Raw genomic sequence first — 21,250 nt, forward strand, 5'->3', positions numbered from 1 at the left:
ATTTTAATATCTGATTATTAATTTAAATCGGCAATTTTTACTTGCGAAATTGCCTTGCGAATCTGTAAATATTGCAGGCGGCAGCGTGGCCGCAGGGGAATGGCGGGGCGGTGCCGGAACAGCGTGGCTGTCCCGGCGGCAAACGGCGCGGCGCTTAACGGGGCACGTAGCGCCAGCCGGCGCTTTCCAGCATGAAGGTCAGTTCCGTCTTGATGCCGTCCGGGCGGCTCGGCACGCTCAACTCCGTATCGCATACGAGGTAGCCCGTCTTGCGCTTGACCTCGCAGTCGTTGATGGCCTTGACCTGCATGGTGCTCTGCGCTTCCTGCATCTGCACATCCTTGGCCGCTTCCGGATTGCGCGCCACTTCTTCCTTGGCCCAGGCGCGTATCATCGCCTGCGCCTCGGCCGGCGACGGTCCCGCGAACTTGGCGTTCTTGCGCTCGACGCCCACCCAGGTACCGTTCTCGTTGCGCAGCGGCAGCACCATGAAAGCATCGCGCATGCCCGCGCTCATGGCGACCAGGCACACTACTTCGCCCGGCACTTCCTGCGAATCCTGGCAGCCGGCCAGGCTGGTGACCTTGACGGCGATCGGTACCGTCACATTCGATTGCATTTTGGCCTGGGTCTTGGCGACGCCCGCCTGCACGGCGGCGTGAATTTGTTCGAGCGTCGGCGTGCTTGCAGCCTGGGCTGGCAGGATGGCAAACAGGGCGGCGGCGGTCAGGGCGAGGGAAGTCAGGCGCATGGGTGTCGAGAATAGTGAGCAAAGGCCGGCAGTCTAGCACTTTGCATAAAGACAGCTGTTTCTATTGAGAATGATCCACCGCATCGGGTGCGAGAAAAGCCCCGCCCCCGTCCGCCTGTCCGCGCAGGCGCAGGCCGATGGCGCGCAGCATCTCGACCAGCTCCTGCAGACGCAATCCCTCGTCCGTCAGCCGGTATTCCACCTTCACGGGCACTTCCGCGTAGACCGTGCGCGTCAGCAAGCCCGCCTCTTCCAGCGCGCGCAAGTCCAGGGTCAGCATGCGCTGCGAGATATTCGGCACGGCGCGGCGGATTTCGCTGAAGCGCTTTGCTCCCCCCATCAGATAGCTGAGCAGCACGATGCGCCAGCGCCCGCCCAGCAACCGCATGGCTTCTTCCACGGCGCAGCCGGAGACATTGTCTTTCATGTGGAGACCCCATCTGGTATAAAAAATGTACCTATACCACATTATTCTGCCTTCTTCCAAATAGTAACCATAGAAGCTAGACTGCCCTTCCCTCAGCCCACATGGAGTCTCGACTTGGAAACCACCCTGATCTACAGCGTGCCGTTCGGCTGCTCGTTTGCCGCCATCGCCGCCCTCGAATGGAGCGGCATGCCGTATCGCCTGGCCCGCGTGGAAGCGCGCGATCCGGCCAGCAAGCAGCATCCCGCCTTTCTCGCCATCAATCCCCTGGGCCAGACGCCGGCCCTGCTCACGCACGCGGGCACGCCGCTGCTGGAAAGCATGGCGATCCTGCTGCATATCGCCGCGCGCGCGCCGCACAAAAGCCTGGGCTATGTGCAAGGCACGCCCGGCTACGACCGCCTGAACAGCGTGCTGGCTTTCCTGCACACGACGTTTCACGCGGCCTTCATGCCCGCCTTCCAGGCGGCGCGCGCGCCGGCAACCGATGCGCGCGCGGCCGTCTGGCGCGAGATGGCCATCGAGAAGGTCAACAAAGGCCTGGCCTACCTGGAGCGCCTGCTGACTGGCCGCGGCTGGCTGGCCTCGGACACGGCGCCAGGCATCGCCGACGCCTACCTGGCCGCCACGGCGCGCTGGGCCGAACCGCTGCAGCTGGCCAGCCTGGCAAGCTATCCGCACGTGGCGCGCGTGCTGGCGGCGCTGGAAACGGACCCCGGCATCCGCTTTGCCCACGCCATCGAGCACGGCGTGCCGGCACCCAGCCAGGGCGGCTTCCTGGGCCACGTGCCGCTCGACCAACTGGCACTGCCAGCCGGATAACCGGCGGTCAACTCCCGCAGTTGACCCCGCTTTATTGCTATGATGTCGGGCTGCCGGCGGTACAGCCGGCCACGTCAATACCATATCGATAACGTCGTCATAAAAATCGGGAGTTTGAATGAGTTTACGTCTGCTGCTCTTGGGAGCATTCGGTGCCGCCATGGCCACCACCGCCGCCTTGCCTGCGCTGGCCGCGCCGCGCGGCTTCACCGTGGAAGACATGGTTGCCATGGAACGGGTGGGCAGCCCCGTGCTGTCGCCGGACGCCACGCGCGTCGTCTACACGGTGCGCACCACCAACCTGGACAAGAACCGCGGCAACACGCAGCTGTGGATGATCGACCTGCGCGCGCCCAACGCGGCACCGCGCCAGCTCACGCGCGGCGAGTCCAGCGCCAGCGACCCGCAATGGTCGCCGAACGGCGACGCCATCTACTTCCTGTCCGGCCGTTCCGGCTCCTCGCAAGTGTGGCAGCTGCCCCTGAACGGCGGCGAAGCGGCCAAGGTCACCGATCTGGCGCTGGACGTGGACACCTACCGCTTGTCGCCGCAGGGCGACCGCCTGGCCTTCAGCATGGGCGTCTTCCTCGATTGCGCGGACCTCGCCTGCACGAAGAAGCGCCTCGATGAAAAAGCCAAGAACAAGGCCAGCGGCATGGTCTACGACCAGATGTTCGTGCGCCACTGGGATACCTGGGCCGACGGCCGCCGCAACGCGCTGTACTCGGCGCCCATCGACGCCACCGGCAAGGTCAGCGCCGCACCCGTCAGCCTGAGCGGCACCCTCGATGGCGACGCGCCGTCGAAGCCGTTCGGCGACAACAGCGAATACAACTTCAGCCCGGACGGCAAGACCGTGGCCTTCTCCGTGCGCGTGGCGGGCCGCACGGAATCGTGGTCGACCAACTTCGACGTCTACACGATTCCGGCTATCGGCGGCCAGGCGCCGCGCAATCTCACGGCCGACAATCCGGCCTGGGATGCCAAGGCCACCTACTCGCCCGACGGCCGCACCCTGGCCTATGTCGCCATGACCAAGCCTGGCTTCGAGGCGGACCGCTTCCACCTGGTCTTGATGGATGTCGCCACGGGCAAGAAGCGCACCGTGGCCGACGACTGGGACCGCTCCGTGGCCGACTTCCGCTGGACGCCGGACGGCAAGGCCTTCCTCGTCGCCGCCGATGACGTGGGCCAGCACCGCCTGTTCCACATCGACGCGGCCAGCGGCAAGGTCGCCGCGCTGACGGGCAAGGGCGCCGTGGGCGGCTTCGACGTGCGCGGCAATACCATCGTGCTGGCGCAAGCCAGCCTGTCGTCGGGCGCGCAGCTGTACACGCGCAAGCTCGATGCGAAGTCGGAAACGGCGCCGATGGTGCAGCTGACGAAACAGAATGCGGCGGCCCTGGCCGACGTGCGTTTCGGCGAATACGAGCAGTTTTCGTTCGCGGGCGCCGATGGCGAAACCGTCTACGGCCACGTGATGAAGCCATGGAATGCCAAGGCCGGCGAAAAATATCCGATCGCCTTCCTCGTGCACGGCGGCCCGCAGGGCAGCTTCGGCAACAGCTGGAGCTACCGCTGGAATCCGCAAGTGTATGCGGGCGCCGGCTACGCCACCGTCTTCATCGACTTCCACGGCTCCACCGGCTATGGCCAGAAATTCACGGACGCCATCAGCGGCGACTGGGGCGGCAAGCCGCTGGTCGACCTGCAAAAAGGCCTGGAAGCGGCCACCAGGAAGTTCCCATGGCTGGACCGCGAGCGCAGCTGCGCGCTGGGCGCGTCCTACGGCGGCTACATGATGAACTGGATCGCCGGTAACTGGCCGGACGGCTTCAAATGCCTGGTCAACCACGACGGCGTGTTCGACAACCGCGGCATGGCTTACGCGACGGAAGAACTGTGGTTCACCGAGTGGGAAAACGGCGGCACCTACTACGATGCGCCGGCCAAGTACGAGCAGTTCAATCCCGTGAACTTCGTGAAGAACTGGAAGACGCCGATGCTGGTGGTACAGGGCGACCTGGACTTCCGCATCCCCACCGCACAGGGCCTGGGCACCTTCACGGCGCTGCAGCGCCGGGGCATCCCGAGCAAGCTGCTGGTCTTCCCGGACGAAAACCACTGGGTGCTGAAACCGGCCAATTCGCTGCTGTGGCATCACACGGTGCTCGATTGGCTCAATACCTACACCAAGAAGTAATCGGATGAATGTCGGATTACGGCCTTTGGCCTCGGCGGCCCCGCCCAATCCGACCTACGTTCGCTCTTCATGACAAAAAAGCCGCACGGTGCATCCCAGCACCGCGCGGCTTTTTCCATGCGTAGGTCGGATTAGCGGCGCGCGCGCCGCGTAATCCGACACATCCACCATCGTTCAATACGCAGTGAGCGCCTTGGCGAACTTCACGATCCACAGCCGGCTTGGGCGTTCGCGGTCGTCGCCGCGCGCCACGCGGATGGTGTTGCCCGCGGTGCAACCGACAGCGCTGCTGGTGACGATGGCACCGTTGGCGTCGACCGTGCACTTGGTCACGTCGGCGTCCGCCACTTCCACGCCATTCGCGTCAAAGATCTTGGTTTTCAGGCCGAAGTCATTGTCGTTGGCCAGCGCGATGGTGGAGTCGTCGACCAGGGTCAGGCCTTCCGCCTTTTCCGCTGCCCAGCCGATGGCGTTCAAGTCCAGCAGCAGGGTTTTCTTCAGCGGCGTGACAGCCGCCCAGTCGGCGCCATTGACGGCCGCGCCGCCCATGCTGCTCTTTTCCAGGTCGGACGTCGTCGCGTTGAAGGCGGCGGCCGCAATATCGGTGGCGCCCTTCAATTCGACCAGCATCAGCTTGTTGAATACCTTGCCCGACGGCGCGGCGCCCTGCTCGATGACGAGGAACTTGCCGCCGCCCAGCGCCACCATGTCGCCCAGCTTGGCGTTGCCCGTGCGGCCATCCTGGTAGTCGGCGGCATTGAGCGGATACGCATACATCTTGCCGCTGGTGCCCGTGGTCGGGTCGAATTCGATCCAGCGCGTGAAACGGGCAAAGCGCTCGACCTGCTCGGCCTTCTTCGTCACCGAATACATGGCCGTGCCGTCGGACAGGGGGCTTTGCAGGAAGGCGTACAGCTTGTCGTTGCTCGCGTCCAGGGTCATGCCTTCCATGCCGCGGTTCGCGCGGCGCTTGGCGAACAGCGCCGGCAAGCCCTTGCCCGGCTCGTACTTGGCCTGGATGACGCCCGTGGCGGCGTCGAGCTTGACGATGAAGGGGCCGTATTCATCCGACACCCACAGCGCATTGCGCTTGGCATCGACAACGATGGCTTCCGAATCGAGGCCACCCGCATTGAAGACGGCCTTGCCGCTTGCGTCGAACTTCATCGCATCCATGACGGGAATCTCGGCCGAGTTGCCGACCGAGCCCACGGGCACGGGCAAGCCCGAGCTGTTGACCGTGGCGGACACCTTGATCGGCGTGCTCGATGCCAGCACGGCGCCATTCTTGCCCACCGTGATCACGCCAAACGACGGGGTAAAACTGGGCGACGGGAAGATCTTGCTGCCGATGGTGCCCTTGCCCGATGGATCGGGCACCAGCGGGCCGTCGCCGTTCGGGCCGCGGTCCGTCAAGCCGTAGAATTCCAGGTCGCCGGCCGCGTTCTTGCCCTTGTAGGCCAGGCCGGAACCGTACGACGGCAAAAAGCCGTTCGGGAATTCACCCTTGATCTTGGCATTCGCGCCTTCATACGGCACGTAGTATTTGTCGGCCGCCTGGATCTGGTAACGGGTCACCGTGACTTTCACTTCGCCCACGGGATTGGCCTGCGTCAGCGCCTCGTTGACGGGGGCGCCCGCCTTGGAAGCGAGGGTATCTTCGAAATGCTCGCGCACGAGGGCGCGGCGCTCGGCATCGACCGTGCGGCCGGCGAACTTGCCGCCCACGCTGCCCAGGTGCGCGGCCAGGGCCGCGTTGAAGACGGCCGGGGCGCCGGCAAAGTCCAGGGTCTTGCCGGCCAGCGCCGCCTTCACTTCGGCCGTCAGCCTGATGCCGTTCGACGGATCGCTGTCGTCGTCGAGCAGTTGCAGCGCCAGCAGGCGGTTGACGACCTTGTCGTCCGCCACGTTCGTGCTGGCGGCCAGGGCCAGCGGCGTGACGATGGCGCCGCATGGCGCCGAGCCCAGGGCCAGGCCGCCCACGCTGAAGGCCACCGTGTCGCCGGGATTGCAAATGAATTCGCCCTTGGCATTGGTGCTGGCCTTGGCCGCGCTGCCGGCCACGTAATCGAGGCCTTCCACCGCGCCGTCCAGGAACACGCCCGTCTGCGCCACGGGCTTGGAAGGCTCCGCCGGCGCATTATCGCTGCCGCCGCAGGCAGCCAGGGTCAGGCCGGCGGCCAGGGCCAGCAGGGTCAATTTCGGGATGGGCGTTACGGCAATCTTCATGCATTCCTCGGCTAAGGTGGGTGGGGTCAGCCGTGGAGCATAACTAATCAAAGTGACAAGGCAATGACAGCGGCTAGGCCTGTGGCGCATCCGCCACGGGGCCGCCGATGCCGCCAAAGCGGCCGTCGGCCTGGCGCCGGAACTCCTTGGGCGTGACGCCCTTCACCTGCAGGAAGCGGCGGTTGAAGTTGGCCACGTTCTGGAAACCCACGTCATAGCAGACGTTCGACACATAGTGATCGGTATCCATCAGCAGCTGGCACGCCTTGTTGATGCGCAGCCGGCTGATGAAATCCGTAAAACTGTTGCCCGTGGCCTTGCGGAAGAAGCGCGAGAACTTGCTCAGCGACATGCCCACCTGCTCGGCCAGCATTTCCGCCGAAATCGGCTCGCGGTAATTGTCCGTGATGTAGTTGAGGACGGAATTGACCTTGGCCAGGGTGGCGTCATCGTCGTACGAGCGCAGGGAAGCGCTCGACAGCAAACGGTAGTTGGCCGTGCGCGCCAGCTTGCTCATCAGCTGGACGAATTCGGCGAAGCGCTCGGCGCCATGCGTGGCGCGGATGCGCGCCAGGTGCTGCTCCGCTTCCGCGCCCATCTCGAAAAACTCCACGCCGTAGCTGGAGCGCTCCAGCAGCGGCAGCAGTTCGCGCAGTTCGGGGATGGCGCGCGCGGCGCCCGCCAGCGGCGCATGGGCGAACTGCACGATCATGTCGCGCAGGGCCACGCCCCCTTCCGGCATCACGTTGGAAATCCAGTTGTGCGGCAGGCGCGGCCCCGTCAGCACCAGGTGGCCGGGCGAGAACTCGCCGATATAGTCGCCCACGAACAATCGTCCGCTGGTGGCGACGATCAGGTGCAGCTCGTACTCTTCATGGCAGTGCCAGCGCACGCGCGAGCTGGGATAGCCATGTTCCAGGTAATTGATGATGCCGTCGTAGCTTTCGCGTTCCAGTTCGGGCGCCTTGCGCTCGCTGTCCTTCTGCCACAGGTATTCCATGTTCGTCTCTCCCAGGCTGTCCCCGCCTGTGCCATCCAATGTACCTCAAAAAGCCTCATGCGCCAAAACGTCCCAGTGCCTGCTGGCGGAATTCCTTCGGCGTCATGCCCTTCAATTCCAGGAAGCGCCGGTTGAAATTGGCCACGTTGTTGAATCCCGCCTCATAGCAGATGTTGCTGACATAGCGCTCCGTCTCCATCAGCAGCTGGCACGCCTTGTTGATGCGCAGGCGGTTGACGAAGTCCGTGAAGCTGTTGCCCGTGGCACTGCGGAAGAAGCGCGAAAACGTCCGCTCCGGCATGTCCACCTGTTCGGCCAGCTGTTTCAGCGAAAACTGGCTGCTGTAATTGTGCACGATGAAGTTGATGGCCGAGCTGATGCGCGCCAGGGCCACGTCGTCGTCGCTCGACTGCATGGGCACCGTCGACAGCAGCTGGTAGTCGCTGGTCTGCGCCAGTTCGCCCAGCAGGGTGAGGAACTCGATGAAGCGCGGCAGGCCGCTGCTGTCGCGGATGCGCTGGAAGCGCCGCAGCGACAGCTCGCTGACGCCGAAGAATTCCACGCCGTGCAGCGCGCGCTGCAGCAGCGGGAAAATCCCCTTCAATTCCGGGATGACGGCCGCCATCGAGGCCAGCGGCGGGTGCGAAAACTGGATCACCATGTCGCGCAGGGCCACGCCTTCAGCCGGCGTGTCCAGCGACACCCAGTTGTGCGGCACGCGCGGCCCCGTCAGCACCAGGTGGCCGGGCGTGAACTGGCCGATGTAGTCGCCCACGAAGACCTTGCCGCTCGTCTCGACGATCAGGTGCAGTTCGTACTCGTCGTGATAGTGCCAGCGCACCAGCGAATTCGGAAAGCCGTGCTCCAGATAGCGGATGAAGCCGAAACTGCCTTTCGGCTCGAAGCCGGGCGTGGCGTCGCGCTGCTGTTCCAGCTCCATCTGCGGCAATGCGGCATCGGCCTTGCGTGGCATGGCGCGCCCTCCCCGTCAGGCGACGCGCTGTTCCAGCGCCGCGCGCGCCCCCAGCCCGTACAGGCTGGCCAGCGCCTCGCCCACCGCCTGCGTGAACGCCGGCGTGTCGCTCAAGTCGCCGAACAGCTCGCGCAGGGACAGCAGCGCCGCGGCATCCGCGCCGCCCTGCAGCGCCAGCGCGCGCAGGCGCGCCGCATACGGATCGTTCAATGGCATCTCGCGCCCCTGCTCGTCATGGCCTTCCAGGTAGCGGAACCAGCACGCCACCGTGAAGGCCAGCAGCTTGATCGCGCCGCCCTGGGCAAGCGCTTCGCGCACGGACGGCAGCACGAATTTCGGGATGCGCGCGGAACCCTCCGTGCCGATGCGCGCCAGCTGGTCGCGCACGGCCGGATTCGAGAAGCGCTCGATCAAGGTGTCCTTGTACTGCGTCGGGTCGATGCCGTCCACCGCGCCCAGCAGCGGCGTCACTTCCTCATCCATCATGCGCCGCACCAGCCGGCGGATGCCGGGATCGCCCATCGCTTCATGCGCAAACGTGTAACCGAGCTGCATGCCGATATAGCACAGCGCCTGGTGGCTGGCATTCAAGAGGCGCAGCTTCATCTTTTCATATGGCAGCACGTCGTGCGTCATCTGCGCTCCCACCTTTTCCCAGGCCGGCCGGCCCTGCGGGAATTCATCTTCGATGACCCACTGGCGGAACGGTTCGCACACGACGGGCCAGGCGTCGACGATGCCGAAACGCTCGCGCACCAGTGCCCGGTGTTCGTCCGTGGTGGCCGGCGTGATGCGGTCGACCATGCTGTTGGGGAAGCTGCCATGCATGGCCAGCCAGCGCGCCAGCTCCCCGTCGCGCAGGGCGACAAAGGCCAGCAGCATCTTGCGCGTCACGTCGCCGTTGTTTTGCAGGTTATCGCAGGACATGATGGTAAACGGCGCCAGGCCACGCTGGTGGCGCAGGGCCAGGGCGGCGGCCAGGTAGCCGAACGAGCAGCGCGGCGCCTCGGGGTGCGCCAGTTCGTAGACGATGTCGGCATGGCCGGCGTCAAACTCGCCCGTGCCCTGGTTCACGTAGTAGCCGCCCTCGGTAATGGTGAGCGCGACGATGCGCGTGCCGGGGTCGGCCAGTTTTTCCAGCACGGCCTGCGGCTCGTCGGGCGCATACAGGTATTCGGCGATGCTGCCGATGATGCGCGCGCTATCGCCGGCGGCGCTGCGCTCGACCACCGTGTACAAGCCATCCTGCGCCTGCATGGCGTCGCGCATGGCCGCGTCATGCGCCAGCAGGCCCACGCCGCAATAGCCCCACTGCGCGTGCTCATGGCCGGACAAGGCCAGCAAATCGTCGAGGTACACGGCCTGGTGGGCGCGGAAAAAACCGCCCACGCCGATATGCACGATGCTGGCCACGAGCGCGCCGCGCGCATACGCGGGCACGGCAACGCTTGCGGGCAGGCGTGCCAGGTTCGCCTGGTTCAATGCGATGGCTTCCATTACAGCGCTCCTTTCGCGGCCGCATAGGTCTTGCCGGCGCGGTCGAAATAATGGACGAAGCCCGGCTCGAACGTCAGGTGCGTCTGCTGGCCAGGCTGCAGGCTGCTGCGTTCCGCACCGCGCGACACCACCTGCACATTGTTCGGCAGGCGCACGTAGGTGAGGGTTTCCACGCCCAGGGATTCGACCAGGTCGACGGTGACGGGCACGCTGCCCGCCTGCGCCGCGCCCAGGTGCACGTGTTCGGGACGGATGCCGACAAAGCCGTCGGCCTGCGCCGCGCTGCCCGCCTGCGCCAGCAGCTGCGGCGCCGCGTCGGCGGGCACCACGTTCATGCTGGGCGTGCCGATGAATTGCGCGACAAAGCGGTTGGCGGGACGGTCATACAGTTCCAATGGCGAGCCATGCTGCTCGATCTGCCCGTCGCGCAGCACCACCACGCGGTCGGCCAGGGTCATCGCCTCGACCTGGTCGTGCGTGACATAGATGGTGGTGGCGCCCAGCTCGCGGTGCAGCTTGGCGATCTCGATGCGCGTCTGCACGCGCAGGGCCGCATCGAGGTTCGACAGCGGTTCATCGAACAGAAACACCTTCGGGTCGCGCACGATGGCGCGGCCGATGGCCACGCGCTGGCGCTGGCCGCCCGACAGTTCCTTCGGCGTGCGTTCCAGGTATTTCCCCAGGTCGAGGATGGCGGCCGCCTTGTCGACTTTCTCGCGGATGATGGCCGGATCGACGCCGGCCAGTTTCAGCGCGAACGACATGTTCTGGAACACCGTCATGTGCGGGTACAGCGCATACGACTGGAACACCATCGCCAGGTCGCGCTTGGACGATGGCAGGGCCGTGATGTCGCGCCCGTCGAGCGACAGCTTGCCGCCGTCGATCGGTTCCAGGCCCGCGATCAGGCGCAGCAAAGTGGACTTGCCGCAGCCCGACGGCCCCACGAAGACGACGAATTCGCCCTGCCGGATCTCCAGGTCGATGCCCTTGATGGCGCGGTGCTCGCCAAAGAATTTCTCGATATTGCTCAGTTGAAGGTAAGCCATGATAGTCTCATTTCTAATTTGTTTTCGATGCTTCCAGAAACCGTAGCGAGCGGTTCAAGTTCGGTTTGAGTAGCGGAGCTGTGCGCATGCACAGTGAGCAACGGAGTGCCGAAATTGGGCCGCGCAGTAGGTTTATGGAGGCATCATTTACTTGACTGCGCCAAAGGTCATACCCTGGACCAATTGTTTCTGGCAGAACCAGCCCAGCGCCATGATGGGCGCGATCGCCATCAGCGACGCGGCCGACAATTTGGCCCAGAACAAGCCTTCCGGGCTCGAATACGAGGCGATCAGCCAGGCCAGGGTGCCCGCGTTGGAAGCGCCCAGGTTCAGCGACCAGAACGATTCATTCCACGACCACACCATGCACACGAGGGCCGTGGACGCGATGCCGCCCACGGACAGGGGCAGCACCACATGGCGGAATTCGTCCCACACGGTGGCGCCATCCATGCGCGACGCTTCCAGGATTTCGCGCGGCAGCTCCTTCATGCTCGTGTACAGCAGCCAGATCATGATGGGCAAATTCATCAGCATGAACATGATGGTCAGGCCGATGCGCGTATCGAGCAGGCCGAAGTACTGGTAGCAGATATAGATGGGCATCAGGGCGCCCACGCCCGGCATATAGCGCGAGCTGAGCATGAATTTCAGCAAGCCGATGGTGCCGCCCGTGGGAAAGAAGGCCATCGAATACGCGGCCGGGATGGCGATCAACAGGCCGATGGCCGTCGAGACGACGCTGGTAAACAGCGAATTCCACGCGTAGCCGAAGTAATTGTCGCGCGCCAGCACTTCGCGGAAGCTGTCCAGGGTGGGCGTGAAAAACAGCAGGGGCGGCGTGGAAATGGCTTGCCCTTCCGTCTTGAAGGCCATCAGGCCCAGCCAGAAGATGGGGAAGAACAGCAGCAGCGCGCACAGCCAGGCGGCGGCCGTGCGGCCATACAGATTGAGTTTGCTATGCATCAAGGTCTCCTTATTTCGACAGATTCTTGCCGATGACGCGCATCAGGAAGAAGGCGGCGATGTTGGCGATGAGCACGGCGAACAGGGCGCCGGCCGAGGCCGCTCCCACGTCATAGGACAGCAGTGCCTGCTGATAGATCATGAAGGTGATGGTGGTCGTGTCGAAGCCGGGACCGCCGCCCGTGGTGGTAAAGATTTCCGCAAAGATCGACAGCAAAAAGATCATCTCGATCATCAGCACCACCGAGACGGCGCGGCCCAGGTGGGGAATGTAGAGGTAGCGCAACTGCTGCACATACGTGGCGCCATCCATGCGGGCCGCTTCCAGCTGCTCGCGGTCCATCGATTGCAGGGCCGTCATGAAGATCAGGCAGGCAAACGGCAGCCATTGCCAGGAGACCATCATGATGATGGAAAACAGGGGGTGGGCCGACAGCCAGTCGACGGGCGTGCTGCCAAAGAAGATGCTGATCTGCGCGAACAGGCCGTATATCGGGTTGAGCAGCATGTTCTTCCACATCAGGGCATTGACGGCCGGCATGACAAGAAACGGCGAGATCAGCAGCACGCGCACGACGGCGCGCCCCGGAAACGCTTCATTGATCAGCAAGCCCAGCGCCGTGCCCAGCATGACTGTGACCAGCATGACGGAAAACAGCAAAGTAAAAGTATTCTGCAATGCCGGCAGGAACGAGGCATCGGTAAAGAAAAAGTGGAAATTGGCCAGGCCATGGAAAGGATGGCCGCTGGGATCGAGCATCGAATAACGCACGAACGAGTAATACAAGGTGATCAACAACGGGATCACGGAAATGACGGAGACGGCGACCACGGCCGGCGTCAGCAAAGTCCGGGGGATAATGCGTTTCATAGGATTTCTCTTGGGGCGTGAGGTGAGTGATCTAGCGCAATAGCAAGGCCAGTCACATCACCTGTATTACAAACCAAACAGCACAGCAAAGATGCCTGACAAAACCGTAGCGAGCGGCAGTGAGGCTCGGCGCCCCCTTGTGCCCGAGAAGCGCAGCCGTACTTTAGTACGGTGAGCATCGCCGGCCGCAAAGCGCGACGCGCAGTAGGTTTGGTCAGGCTATCCTCTTACTTGTAGTACCCGCCTTTGCGCATTTCCCGCTCAGCCGTCTGCTGCGACAATTCCAGCGCCTGCTCCACCGTCACCTTGCCCAGCAACGCAGCCGCCATCTGCTGGCCGGCCGCCACGCCGATCACCTGGAATTCGGGGATCGAGGCGAATTGCACGCCTACATATGGCGATGGCGGCAAGGTGCTCTGCACGGCGCGCGTGGTGGCCAGGGCCTTGCCTTCGGCGGCGGCAAATTTCGCCACTTTCTGGAATTCGGGGCTCGCATAGGTCGACTTGCGCGTGCCCGTCGGCACGTTGGCCCAGCTCGTTTCCTTGGCCACCAGTTTCACGTAGTCGGGCGACGTGGCCCAGTTGATGAAGCGCTGCGCCTCATTCGGATGCTTGGAGCTCGAGGGAATGGCCAGCGACCAGATCCACAGCCAGTTGGCGCCCCGCTCCGTCATGCCGATGGGCGACTGGGCGAACGCCACCTTGTCGGCCACCTTGCTTTGCTTGGGGTCCGTGATGAAGGAGGCGGCAATCGTCGCGTCGATCCAGATACCGCACTTGCCCTGGTTGAACAGCGCGAGGTTTTCATTGAAGCTGTTGGCGGCCGCGCCCGGCGGGCCGTATTTCTTCATCAGGTCCACATACATGGTGACGGCGTCTTTCCACGGCTTGCTCGTGAATTGCGGCTTCCATTGCATGTCGAACAGCTGGCCGCCATAGGAATTGGCCATGGTGGTGATCAGGGCCATGTTGTCGCCCCAGCCCGGCTTGCCGCGCAGGCAGATGCCGTACACGCCATTGGCCGGATCGTGCAGCTTGGCCGCCACGTCGCGCAGCTGGTTCCAGGTGGGGCGGTCCTCGATCGTCACGCCCGCCTTTTTGACCAGGTCGCTGCGATACATGATCATCGAACTTTCGCCGTAGAACGGCGACGCGTACAGCTTGCCGTCGCCGGACAGGCCTTCGCGGATGGCGGGCAACAGGTCGTCGATGTCGTACTTGGCGTCCGGCTTGATGGGAATCAGCCAGTTTTTCTTGCCCCAGATGGGGGTTTCATACAGGCCGATGGTCATCACGTCGAACTGGCCGCCCTTGGTGGCGATATCGGTCGTCATGCGCTGGCGCAGGACGCCCTCTTCCAGGGTCACCCACTTGAGCTTGATGTCGGGATTGGCTTGCTCGAAAAACTTGCTGAGCTTTTGCATTTCGATCATGTGGCCGTTGTTGACGGTGGCGATGACGAGGTCGGTTGCGGCCCAGGCGGACGAGGCGAAGCAGAAGGCGCCGGCGCACAGCGCGGCAATGGCGGTACGTTTCATTGTGTGTCTCCAGTGTTTTTTGTCGTTGGCAATGCTCAGGTACTTAGCACCACGACCACAATGTAGCACCGGACTTTGATACTTTCTGATACTCCGAAACCGCAATTCGATACTCTTTTGCAGGCCCGCTATGCGCAAGAGTATCGACATGAGGCAAAAACAACACTCTGAAAGAAAGTATCGCGACTTGCTCATTTTGTATCAGGCTGGTTAAAAAAGCGCTGCTAGACTTGGTTTTCGGCATTAGACCGTGCGCGGTGGCGACCTCAGGCGCCGCCGCTACCACCTACATCCTTCTGGAGACCGCATGAACCGCACAGCATTGAAAACCTTGCCCGCCCTGCTCCTGGCCATCGCCAGCGCTTCCGCCCTTGCCGACCCCATGTACCCATCCGATGCCGAAGGTTTCCACGGCTACCTGCGCGCCGGCGCCGGCAGCAATACCTCGGGCGATGGCGGCTCGCAAGGCTGCTTCGGCCTGGGCGGCAATACCATGAAATACCGTCTGGGCAATGAGTGCGACGCCTACACGGAGTTCGGCTACACCAAGTCCATCGCCAAGTCCGGCGGTGTGAACTACCTGGCCACCATCTGGGTCAACGCCTACGCGCCGAATTCCGACTTCGGCGACCACAAGCTGGGCATCGTCAAGGCCTACGTCGAAGCACAGGGACTCGACTTCCTGAACGGCGGCACGGCCTGGGTCGGCAAGCGTTTCTACTACCGTCCCGACATCCACATGCTGGATATGCAGTACATCAATATGAACGGCACGGGCGCCGGCCTGGACCGCATTCCCGCCGGCCCGGGCAAATTCTCGTACGCCTTCTTCAAGGATAACGACATCAATGCCCGCGATCCCGTCACGGGCGCCATCCTCGGCACCCGTTCGGCCGTGCGCCAGAACTTCATCTACGGCGAAATTCCCGTGAATGAAAACGGCACCCTGGACCTGGCCGCCACCATCATCACGGCCGAAGGCAAGGACAACGACATCTACGGCCCGAAACATAACGGCTGGCAACTGTCGGCCTTCCACCGTCAAGGCAAGGTGTTTGGCGGCGGCAATACCTTCGGCGTGCAGTACGGCGTCGGCCCCGGTATCGGCGGCGACGGCAACGGCCAGTTCGGCGCCTCGGGCAACACGGCTTTCGGTTCGGACCGCAAGCGCACCCGCGTCTTCAATGACATGGCGATCCAGCCGATGGAAAATTTCGGCATGGAATTCGTTGCCCTGTGGCAAAAAGATGAGTCCAACGCCACCGGTTCCTCGACCTGGACCTCGGTCGGCGTGCGTCCCGTCTACGCCTTCACCAACAACTTCAAGCTGGTGGGCGAACTGGGCACGGACCGCGTGACGCAAGCGGGCGGCCTGCCGGCCAAGCGCCTGACCAAGCTGACCATCGCGCCGACGATCTCGGCCGGTCCTGGCCTGTGGTCGCGTCCTGAACTGCGCGCCTTTGTCACCTACGGCAAATGGAACGATGCGGCCACCGCCTCGGTCAACGCGTCGAACAACGGCGGCCCGATCTACAACAACAATACCAGCGGCACGTCCTATGGCTTCCAGGTGGAGACATGGTTTTAAGCTGAGCCCAAAAACACGCCGGGGGCGGCCCCGGAGAGTCCGCCCCCAGTACTTGCATCAGGGTCAAAAAAAGGGCGGAACCGCGGTTCCGCCCTTTTTACTTTACGACATCAGCAACCTTACGGCAGCGCCACCGGCAATTCCGGATACTCCTGCGTCAGCGCATACTTCGTGCCGCCCACGGTGACCGTGTAGTTGGCCGGTCCCGAGATCGGCAAACGATAGTTCAGGGTCAGCGCCACGGAACCGCCCGGCGCCAGCGATTGCCAGGCGGGAATCGCAAAGCGGGCCCGGTTGTAGTTCTTCGTGAAGCCGCCGATATTGTTCGGCCCCGTGTAGCCGGCATTGATCACCGTCAAGCCGAAGCCCGACTGGTCGCCCATGTCCGACGGCGCGGAGACGGGATAGTCGAATTCCACCACGGTGCCGCCCGGCAAGGTCGTCGTCGTGTTGTTCTTCACCGTCATCACCGGATTGATGGGGAAGTTGTTATCGCCCAGCTTCCAGCCACCGAGGGTGATGCTGACATTGGCCGCCGTGCCCGGCATGGCGATTTCGGCGCGCTTGTTGCCATACACGCCAGCCGTGCGGAAGGCCTGGTACAGTACGTCCGTCAGGGTGGTGCCCATGAAATACTCGCCCTTGCCGCCATTGCGCGTGGCATCCCAGGCATAGTCGCCCGCCATTTCCCAGATCATCACGCCGCCGATGTTGTTGTTGACGATGTACTGGGCCTTGGCCGCGATCGATTGCGTGGTTTCCGTGGAAATGAACACTTTTTTGGTCACATTCCACAGCCACGGCGCCACCATGGTGCTGCTGTAGTACGGCACATAGGTGCCCACCAGCGCCTTGTCCGTGACTTTATACGCATCCAGGTAGCTCGGCACGATGCCGTTCTGCAAGTTCAGCGCATGCCAGATGGGGTTGCCGCCGCCGGGCGTCGGTTTGCCCTGCGAGTCCAGGTCGAACCACACGTTGTCGATGCCGGTGGCGCCCGTGCCGCACGTCTTGGTGCCGGCGCACGTGACCGTGGAGCTGATCAACGGCGTCGTGCCCCACAGGCCGTTGGTGCCGCCCGTCACATCCTTCCAGCCCCGCGTATAGAACGGTACGCCGATATTGATGCGCCCCGCCTGCATGGCGCCACGGTAGTAGCGGTAGGCCCAGTCCGTATTCAGGTAGCCGATGTTCTGGAACTGGTAGGCATTACCGGCACGCAACTCACCGTCGTTGCCGTCGTCAAACAGCGCCGCGTTCGGTCCCACGTACTGGTTCCACGCGCCGTGCAAGTCATACGACATCAGGCTGGCGTAATCGAGATATTTCAGTCCCGACATGTTTTCCTCGCCCCGCAAGACCCAGCCCGAGGCGGAACCGGCGATGGTCAGCAGGTAATACTTATTGTCCTGCACGGCCGCTTCGTCGAGCTTCTGGCGCAGCACTTTCAGCAGCACGTTGTAGCTCGTCATCAGGCCCGCCAGGCGCGGTTTCGAGACGGCGAAGTCGTTCGGATTGCCCGCTTCATTGTTGGTGGTCGGATGCTCGTAATCGACATCGACGCCATCGAAGAAGTTGTATTGGCGCACGAACGCCACCATGGAATCGGCCAGGGTATTGATGCCGGCCGTGTTCACGCTGCCGTCCGCATTCGTCGTGGCCGTGTAGAAGCCGCCGCTGCCGGCCCAGCCGCCCACGGAGATCATCAGTTTCACGCCCGGATACTTCTTCTTGTATTGCGACAGCAAGTTGAAGTGGCCCTTGTACGGCAAGGACGGGTCCATGGCGGCGGCCGGCACGTTCGGCCACGTGAGGCCCGTGTCGGGATTGGCCGCGCCGCTGCCGATGGCGATCTTCGACGTGGCCGCATCGACGGTGGCGAACGCATAGTTCAGGTGGGTGATCTTGTCCCATGGCAGGTTATTCACCAGATACGTGGGACTGCCATCGACGCCCGTGCGCCAGCTGGCGAAATAGCCGACGATGCGCCGGTTCAAGCCATTGCCCAGCACTTCGCGGCCATTCGTGTCGTACACCTTGCAATAAGGCACATTCGGCACGGCCGAGATCAGGCCGTCGGGACGGCAAGCCGTGGGCGTTGGCGTTGGCGTCGGTGTCGGCGTTGGCGTTGGCGTTGGCGTCGGCGTTGGTGTCGGTGTCGGTGTCGGTGTCGGTGTCGGTGTCGGTGTCGGTGTCGGTGTTGGTGTCGGTGTCGGTGTTGGTGTCGGCGTCGGCGTCGGTGTAGGCGTGTCCGTCACGGCCCAAGGCCCCCACTGGTCGTTGGCGCTGGGGACATTGCCCTGCGTCCACCACTTGGCCTTGTAGGTGACGCCCTGATAAGTCACGCACTGGCCGCCCGTGTAGACGGTGGCGGCATCCCAGACGGCGCAAGCGTCGACGGTGGCGTGCAGGCTGCTCGGCGTGGCGGTGGTGCCATCCTGGCCCCCGCCGCAAGCGACGAGCACGCCGCTGAGCAGGGCCATCAATAATGCATTCGATTTCATGTGGTGTCTGTCTCCATTATGGTTTGTACAACTAGTACATTGCGAGCTTGTTGCAGGCCCCTCGTGGGGCTCTTGTCAACTGTTATCCCTGGCCGGCATTTGCTGCGTTACTGCTACTGCAACTTCACATTCCAGTTGGCTTCCACGCATTTCACGTAGTTCCCCGCCTGCAAGGCGCTGTACGGGGTTTGATAGCTGACCAGCTGGCATTGGTTGTCGCCGCCGGCGCTCCAGTTCTTTTCCCAATAGATGTTGTAGGAAGCGGAACTGGCCGGGGTGAAACGCTGCATATTGGCGCACGACAATTGTTCGCCGGAGTAATTCCAGCCCATGTCCGTGGCAAATTGCTTGTAGTAATCGATGCGGTTTTGCGCGGCCTGCTTTTCCGTACCCTGCCCGCATTCGGCATTGATGATCATGATCGTGGTGGCAAAGTTATTGCCCGCGCCGGCCGCCGTATCGGCCGCGTTCGGCACCCACGTGCCGTCGAGCACGTGCAGCATCGACGGCTTCGGCGGTTGCGGATAGACAAAGAAGAACGTGGCCGAAGCCAGGTTCAGCCAGGTCGAGGCCACCAGGTCCGGGTTTTTCAGCAGCACGGACTGGTCGCCGTCGTGCATGGCTTGCGAGAAGGGGCCGTAGTTGTAGTTGTACGACAGCTGCTTGGCGCCGCGGCCAAAGTATTTCTTGAAGCTGCCGTCCGCATTCGTGCCGCAGGTCCAGACCTTGTTGAAGACGGGGTCGGCGCACTCGACGTTGTAGCCGCAGCCGGCGCCCGTTTCGTCGCAGCCCAGCTCGCGCAAATACTTCAAGCCCTGGCGCCATTGCGGCAGCGGGCTGCTGGCGTTGTGGTCGCCCGTTTCCTGCCCGAAGTGGGCAAACATGGTGGCCAGGCTGTGGCGGCAGATGGCGTCCGCATTGCGCCCGTCGCTGTAGTCGTCGCACACGGCGGGGAACTTGGCCACTGCCTGCAGGAAGCGCTGGTAGGTGTAGCTGGCGTCGCGCGCGGCAAAATAGTAATCCCACTTCGCCGCCGGCAGCAGGCGTTCGACGCGCCTGACGTTGAGGGGGTTGCTGGCCAGGCCAGGCTGCACGGCCTCGACGGCCGCATTGCCCAGGGTGCGGATCGACGCCTTGACCTTGCGGAAGAAATCGTTGTTCGTCAGCGCCGCCTCGTTGGCCTCGGCCTGGGCCTTGGTGGGCACGCCTGGCGTCGGTGTCGGCGTTGGAGTGGGCGTCGGCGTCGGAGTGGGTGTCGGCGTCGGTGTTGGAGTGGGCGTGGTGGTATCGAGGCTCCACGGTCCCCATTGGTCGTTGTTCGGCGCCGTGCCCTGCACCCACCATTTGGCCCGGTACACCTTGCCGTCGTAGACGGCGCACTGCCCTGCCGTGTAGACGGCGCTGGCGCTCCAGGCCGCGCAACTGTCGCTGGCGGCCGTGGCGGCCAGCAGGGTCGATGGGGGTTCGGTGGTGGAATTGCCGCCGCAAGCGAGCAGCGCGCTGCCCAGCAGGCCAGCCATCAAAGGCGAGGCCAGCCGGCTAATTTGCCGTGTCTTCACAATGTCTCCTGAACGTTATACGAAAACTATCGAAGTAGCTTTTTATGTTGTACGTAAAGAAAGCACAGCGAAGCGTCGGCTTTCTGCACAGAGAATGCGACGCTAAAAATTGGTAGTCAAGTGGTTTTGCATAACGCTGTTATTTACAATACCAGTGACTTCAGGCGGTCTTGCCACGCCATGACAGGCGAAGAATGGGGAAAGAAAAAAAGGAAGCTTCCGCGAGCGCTACCGGCAATACCGCGCAGGCGACGGCGCGGCAAGTGGTATTAGCACTGCCGCGCCAGAATCAGGCCGGTTTCGGCGCCGATTGCCCTATTTCCGGGTAATACAGCTCATAAAACCAGCCGTACGCACTTTCGATTTGTGCCTGGATGCGCGGCGGAATCGCATGCTGCTTGGGCGCACTGATGGTGGCTTGCTGGCGGTGCGTGTATTTCATGCGGTAGTGGCTGTCGCTTTCCTGGATGCCCACCGCCAGCGCCTGCGGGTCGATCTGGAATGGTGCCAGCCCCAGCCATGCGTACAGGTGCGACATGCATTCCACGGGCCGCGCCATCAAGTCTTCGAAGCGCACGAAATACAGTTTCTGCTGCACCTCGACGGGCAGGTCCAGCACGGCCTGCAGCGAACTCAAGGGGGCACCGATGGTGCGGTCCTTGGCAAACAGCATGTCGGCCCGTCCCAGGCGGTCGAAGTCGGCCAGGTGATCGACGAAGTCGAGCAGGATGGTGCGCTGGTGCTGCGCCTCGATGGACCCGTAGACTTGCCCCAGTTCGCGCACGCAGACGATGATTTTCGCTTCCGGCGCCAGTTGCAGCAGCATTTCCACGCAGTGCAGCCAGGCACGGTTCTTGTCGACCACGCCCTGCTTGCCGCAGTCCCGGTACCAGCCGCGCAAGAAACCCTGCATGGCCGTCTTCAGGTGGCCGTAGCTGGTCTCGAACGTCGTATCGAGTTGCGACAGGAAGAAGGCATCGTCGCTGACCATGCGCCGCATGCCCAGCAAGGCATTGCACAGGGGGGAACTATTGCCTTCGCAATGCAGGTCGGGATGCTGCGCCAGCAACTGGCACAGCAAGGTGGAGCCGGCGCGCGGCAGGCCGGCTACGCCGATGAAATTGGATGTCATGCGATGTACTTTCTGTTCAGCGCTGCGCTTCTGAAGGAAAACAGGATGGTGCAGCAATTATATGAGTGTTGCAACGGCGCGGCGGCATAAAAAAATGCCGCTTCGAAACACGAAGCGGCATTTCCCGCATCCCCGCAGGGA

Annotated in this window: 16 protein-coding genes; 3 read left to right on the forward strand and 13 right to left on the reverse strand. The window is 63.2% G+C overall.

Annotated elements, in window-relative coordinates:
* Positions 1–154: 154 nt before the first annotated feature.
* Together GCN74_RS13765 and GCN74_RS13770 are read right to left on the reverse strand one after the other, a co-directional pair.
* Positions 155–751: a hypothetical protein gene (locus GCN74_RS13765; RefSeq protein ID WP_152257196.1), complete on the reverse strand. Its 597-nt coding sequence runs from the start codon at positions 749–751 to the stop codon at positions 155–157.
* Positions 752–812: 61 nt separating this feature from the next.
* The gene (locus GCN74_RS13770) at positions 813–1,178 is read right to left on the reverse strand and encodes a winged helix-turn-helix transcriptional regulator (RefSeq protein ID WP_152257197.1); all 366 of its coding nucleotides are present in this window, start codon (positions 1,176–1,178) and stop codon (positions 813–815) included.
* Between the two features lie 114 nt (positions 1,179–1,292).
* Between GCN74_RS13770 and GCN74_RS13775 the strand changes: the two genes are divergently transcribed.
* The gene (locus tag GCN74_RS13775; RefSeq protein ID WP_152257198.1) at positions 1,293–2,000 is read left to right on the forward strand and encodes a glutathione S-transferase family protein; all 708 of its coding nucleotides are present in this window, start codon (positions 1,293–1,295) and stop codon (positions 1,998–2,000) included.
* 118 nt (positions 2,001–2,118) lie between these two features.
* Positions 2,119–4,203, forward strand: coding sequence for an alpha/beta hydrolase family protein (locus tag GCN74_RS13780; RefSeq protein ID WP_152257199.1), 2,085 nt, complete (start codon positions 2,119–2,121; stop codon positions 4,201–4,203).
* Between the two features lie 174 nt (positions 4,204–4,377).
* Here the strand turns inward: GCN74_RS13780 and GCN74_RS13785 are convergent, their stop codons facing one another.
* From GCN74_RS13785 to GCN74_RS13820, 8 genes are all read right to left on the reverse strand, one after another.
* Entirely contained in the window at positions 4,378–6,432 is a 2,055-nt protein-coding gene (locus GCN74_RS13785) for an esterase-like activity of phytase family protein (protein WP_152257200.1), read from the reverse strand.
* 73 nt (positions 6,433–6,505) lie between these two features.
* Entirely contained in the window at positions 6,506–7,432 is a 927-nt protein-coding gene (locus GCN74_RS13790) for a helix-turn-helix domain-containing protein (RefSeq protein ID WP_152257201.1), read from the reverse strand.
* A 55-nt stretch (positions 7,433–7,487) separates the two neighbouring features.
* Positions 7,488–8,405 carry a helix-turn-helix domain-containing protein gene (locus GCN74_RS13795; protein WP_152257202.1) on the reverse strand — a complete coding sequence of 306 codons (918 nt, stop codon included), beginning with the start codon at positions 8,403–8,405 and terminating at the stop codon, positions 7,488–7,490.
* Positions 8,406–8,420: 15 nt separating this feature from the next.
* Positions 8,421–9,902 (reverse strand): mannitol dehydrogenase family protein, encoded by a 1,482-nt coding sequence (locus tag GCN74_RS13800; protein WP_193317071.1) that lies wholly within the window; start codon positions 9,900–9,902, stop codon positions 8,421–8,423.
* Positions 9,902–10,951, reverse strand: coding sequence for an ABC transporter ATP-binding protein (locus GCN74_RS13805; protein WP_152257203.1), 1,050 nt, complete (start codon positions 10,949–10,951; stop codon positions 9,902–9,904). Before GCN74_RS13805 ends, GCN74_RS13800 begins: the two co-directional genes overlap by 1 nt.
* Positions 10,952–11,098: 147 nt before the next feature.
* A complete protein-coding gene (locus tag GCN74_RS13810) occupies positions 11,099–11,917 on the reverse strand; it encodes a carbohydrate ABC transporter permease (RefSeq protein ID WP_070219870.1) in 819 nt (272 codons plus the stop codon).
* Between the two features lie 10 nt (positions 11,918–11,927).
* Entirely contained in the window at positions 11,928–12,788 is an 861-nt protein-coding gene (locus GCN74_RS13815; RefSeq protein ID WP_152257204.1) for a carbohydrate ABC transporter permease, read from the reverse strand.
* 227 nt (positions 12,789–13,015) lie between these two features.
* Positions 13,016–14,326 (reverse strand): ABC transporter substrate-binding protein, encoded by a 1,311-nt coding sequence (locus tag GCN74_RS13820; RefSeq protein ID WP_152257205.1) that lies wholly within the window; start codon positions 14,324–14,326, stop codon positions 13,016–13,018.
* A gap of 307 nt (positions 14,327–14,633) precedes the next feature.
* Between GCN74_RS13820 and GCN74_RS13825 the strand changes: the two genes are divergently transcribed.
* Complete coding sequence (locus tag GCN74_RS13825) at positions 14,634–15,914, forward strand: maltoporin (RefSeq protein WP_152257206.1); 1,281 nt, start codon at positions 14,634–14,636, stop codon at positions 15,912–15,914.
* Positions 15,915–16,033: 119 nt separating this feature from the next.
* Here the strand turns inward: GCN74_RS13825 and GCN74_RS13830 are convergent, their stop codons facing one another.
* From GCN74_RS13830 to GCN74_RS13840, 3 genes are all read right to left on the reverse strand, one after another.
* Entirely contained in the window at positions 16,034–18,418 is a 2,385-nt protein-coding gene (locus tag GCN74_RS13830; RefSeq protein WP_152257207.1) for a chitinase C-terminal domain-containing protein, read from the reverse strand.
* Between the two features lie 113 nt (positions 18,419–18,531).
* Entirely contained in the window at positions 18,532–19,977 is a 1,446-nt protein-coding gene (locus GCN74_RS13835) for a glycoside hydrolase family 19 protein (RefSeq protein WP_264372887.1), read from the reverse strand.
* Positions 19,978–20,266: 289 nt separating this feature from the next.
* On the reverse strand, positions 20,267–21,109 hold the full coding sequence (locus GCN74_RS13840) for a sulfotransferase family protein (RefSeq protein ID WP_152257208.1): 843 nt from the start codon (positions 21,107–21,109) through the stop codon (positions 20,267–20,269).
* Between the last annotated feature and the right edge of the window lie 141 nt (positions 21,110–21,250).

This window comes from Janthinobacterium sp. FT14W, assembly GCF_009208755.1.
Lineage (GTDB): Bacteria > Pseudomonadota > Gammaproteobacteria > Burkholderiales > Burkholderiaceae_D > Janthinobacterium > Janthinobacterium violaceinigrum.

What these genes read in the sequence shown, in the direction of transcription:
- GCN74_RS13785 (WP_152257200.1), bottom strand. Translation starts at nt 6,432, where the DNA reads ATGAAGATTGCCGTAACGCCCATCCCGAAATTGACCCTGCTGGCCCTG.
- GCN74_RS13790 (WP_152257201.1), bottom strand. Translation starts at nt 7,432, where the DNA reads ATGGAATACCTGTGGCAGAAGGACAGCGAGCGCAAGGCGCCCGAACTG.
- GCN74_RS13800 (WP_193317071.1), bottom strand. Translation starts at nt 9,902, where the DNA reads ATGGAAGCCATCGCATTGAACCAGGCGAACCTGGCACGCCTGCCCGCA.
- GCN74_RS13780 (WP_152257199.1), top strand. Translation starts at nt 2,119, where the DNA reads ATGAGTTTACGTCTGCTGCTCTTGGGAGCATTCGGTGCCGCCATGGCC.
- GCN74_RS13805 (WP_152257203.1), bottom strand. Translation starts at nt 10,951, where the DNA reads ATGGCTTACCTTCAACTGAGCAATATCGAGAAATTCTTTGGCGAGCAC.
- GCN74_RS13810 (WP_070219870.1), bottom strand. Translation starts at nt 11,917, where the DNA reads ATGCATAGCAAACTCAATCTGTATGGCCGCACGGCCGCCGCCTGGCTG.
- GCN74_RS13770 (WP_152257197.1), bottom strand. Translation starts at nt 1,178, where the DNA reads ATGAAAGACAATGTCTCCGGCTGCGCCGTGGAAGAAGCCATGCGGTTG.
- GCN74_RS13820 (WP_152257205.1), bottom strand. Translation starts at nt 14,326, where the DNA reads ATGAAACGTACCGCCATTGCCGCGCTGTGCGCCGGCGCCTTCTGCTTC.
- GCN74_RS13765 (WP_152257196.1), bottom strand. Translation starts at nt 751, where the DNA reads ATGCGCCTGACTTCCCTCGCCCTGACCGCCGCCGCCCTGTTTGCCATC.
- GCN74_RS13840 (WP_152257208.1), bottom strand. Translation starts at nt 21,109, where the DNA reads ATGACATCCAATTTCATCGGCGTAGCCGGCCTGCCGCGCGCCGGCTCC.
- GCN74_RS13815 (WP_152257204.1), bottom strand. Translation starts at nt 12,788, where the DNA reads ATGAAACGCATTATCCCCCGGACTTTGCTGACGCCGGCCGTGGTCGCC.
- GCN74_RS13795 (WP_152257202.1), bottom strand. Translation starts at nt 8,405, where the DNA reads ATGCCACGCAAGGCCGATGCCGCATTGCCGCAGATGGAGCTGGAACAG.
- GCN74_RS13830 (WP_152257207.1), bottom strand. Translation starts at nt 18,418, where the DNA reads ATGAAATCGAATGCATTATTGATGGCCCTGCTCAGCGGCGTGCTCGTC.
- GCN74_RS13825 (WP_152257206.1), top strand. Translation starts at nt 14,634, where the DNA reads ATGAACCGCACAGCATTGAAAACCTTGCCCGCCCTGCTCCTGGCCATC.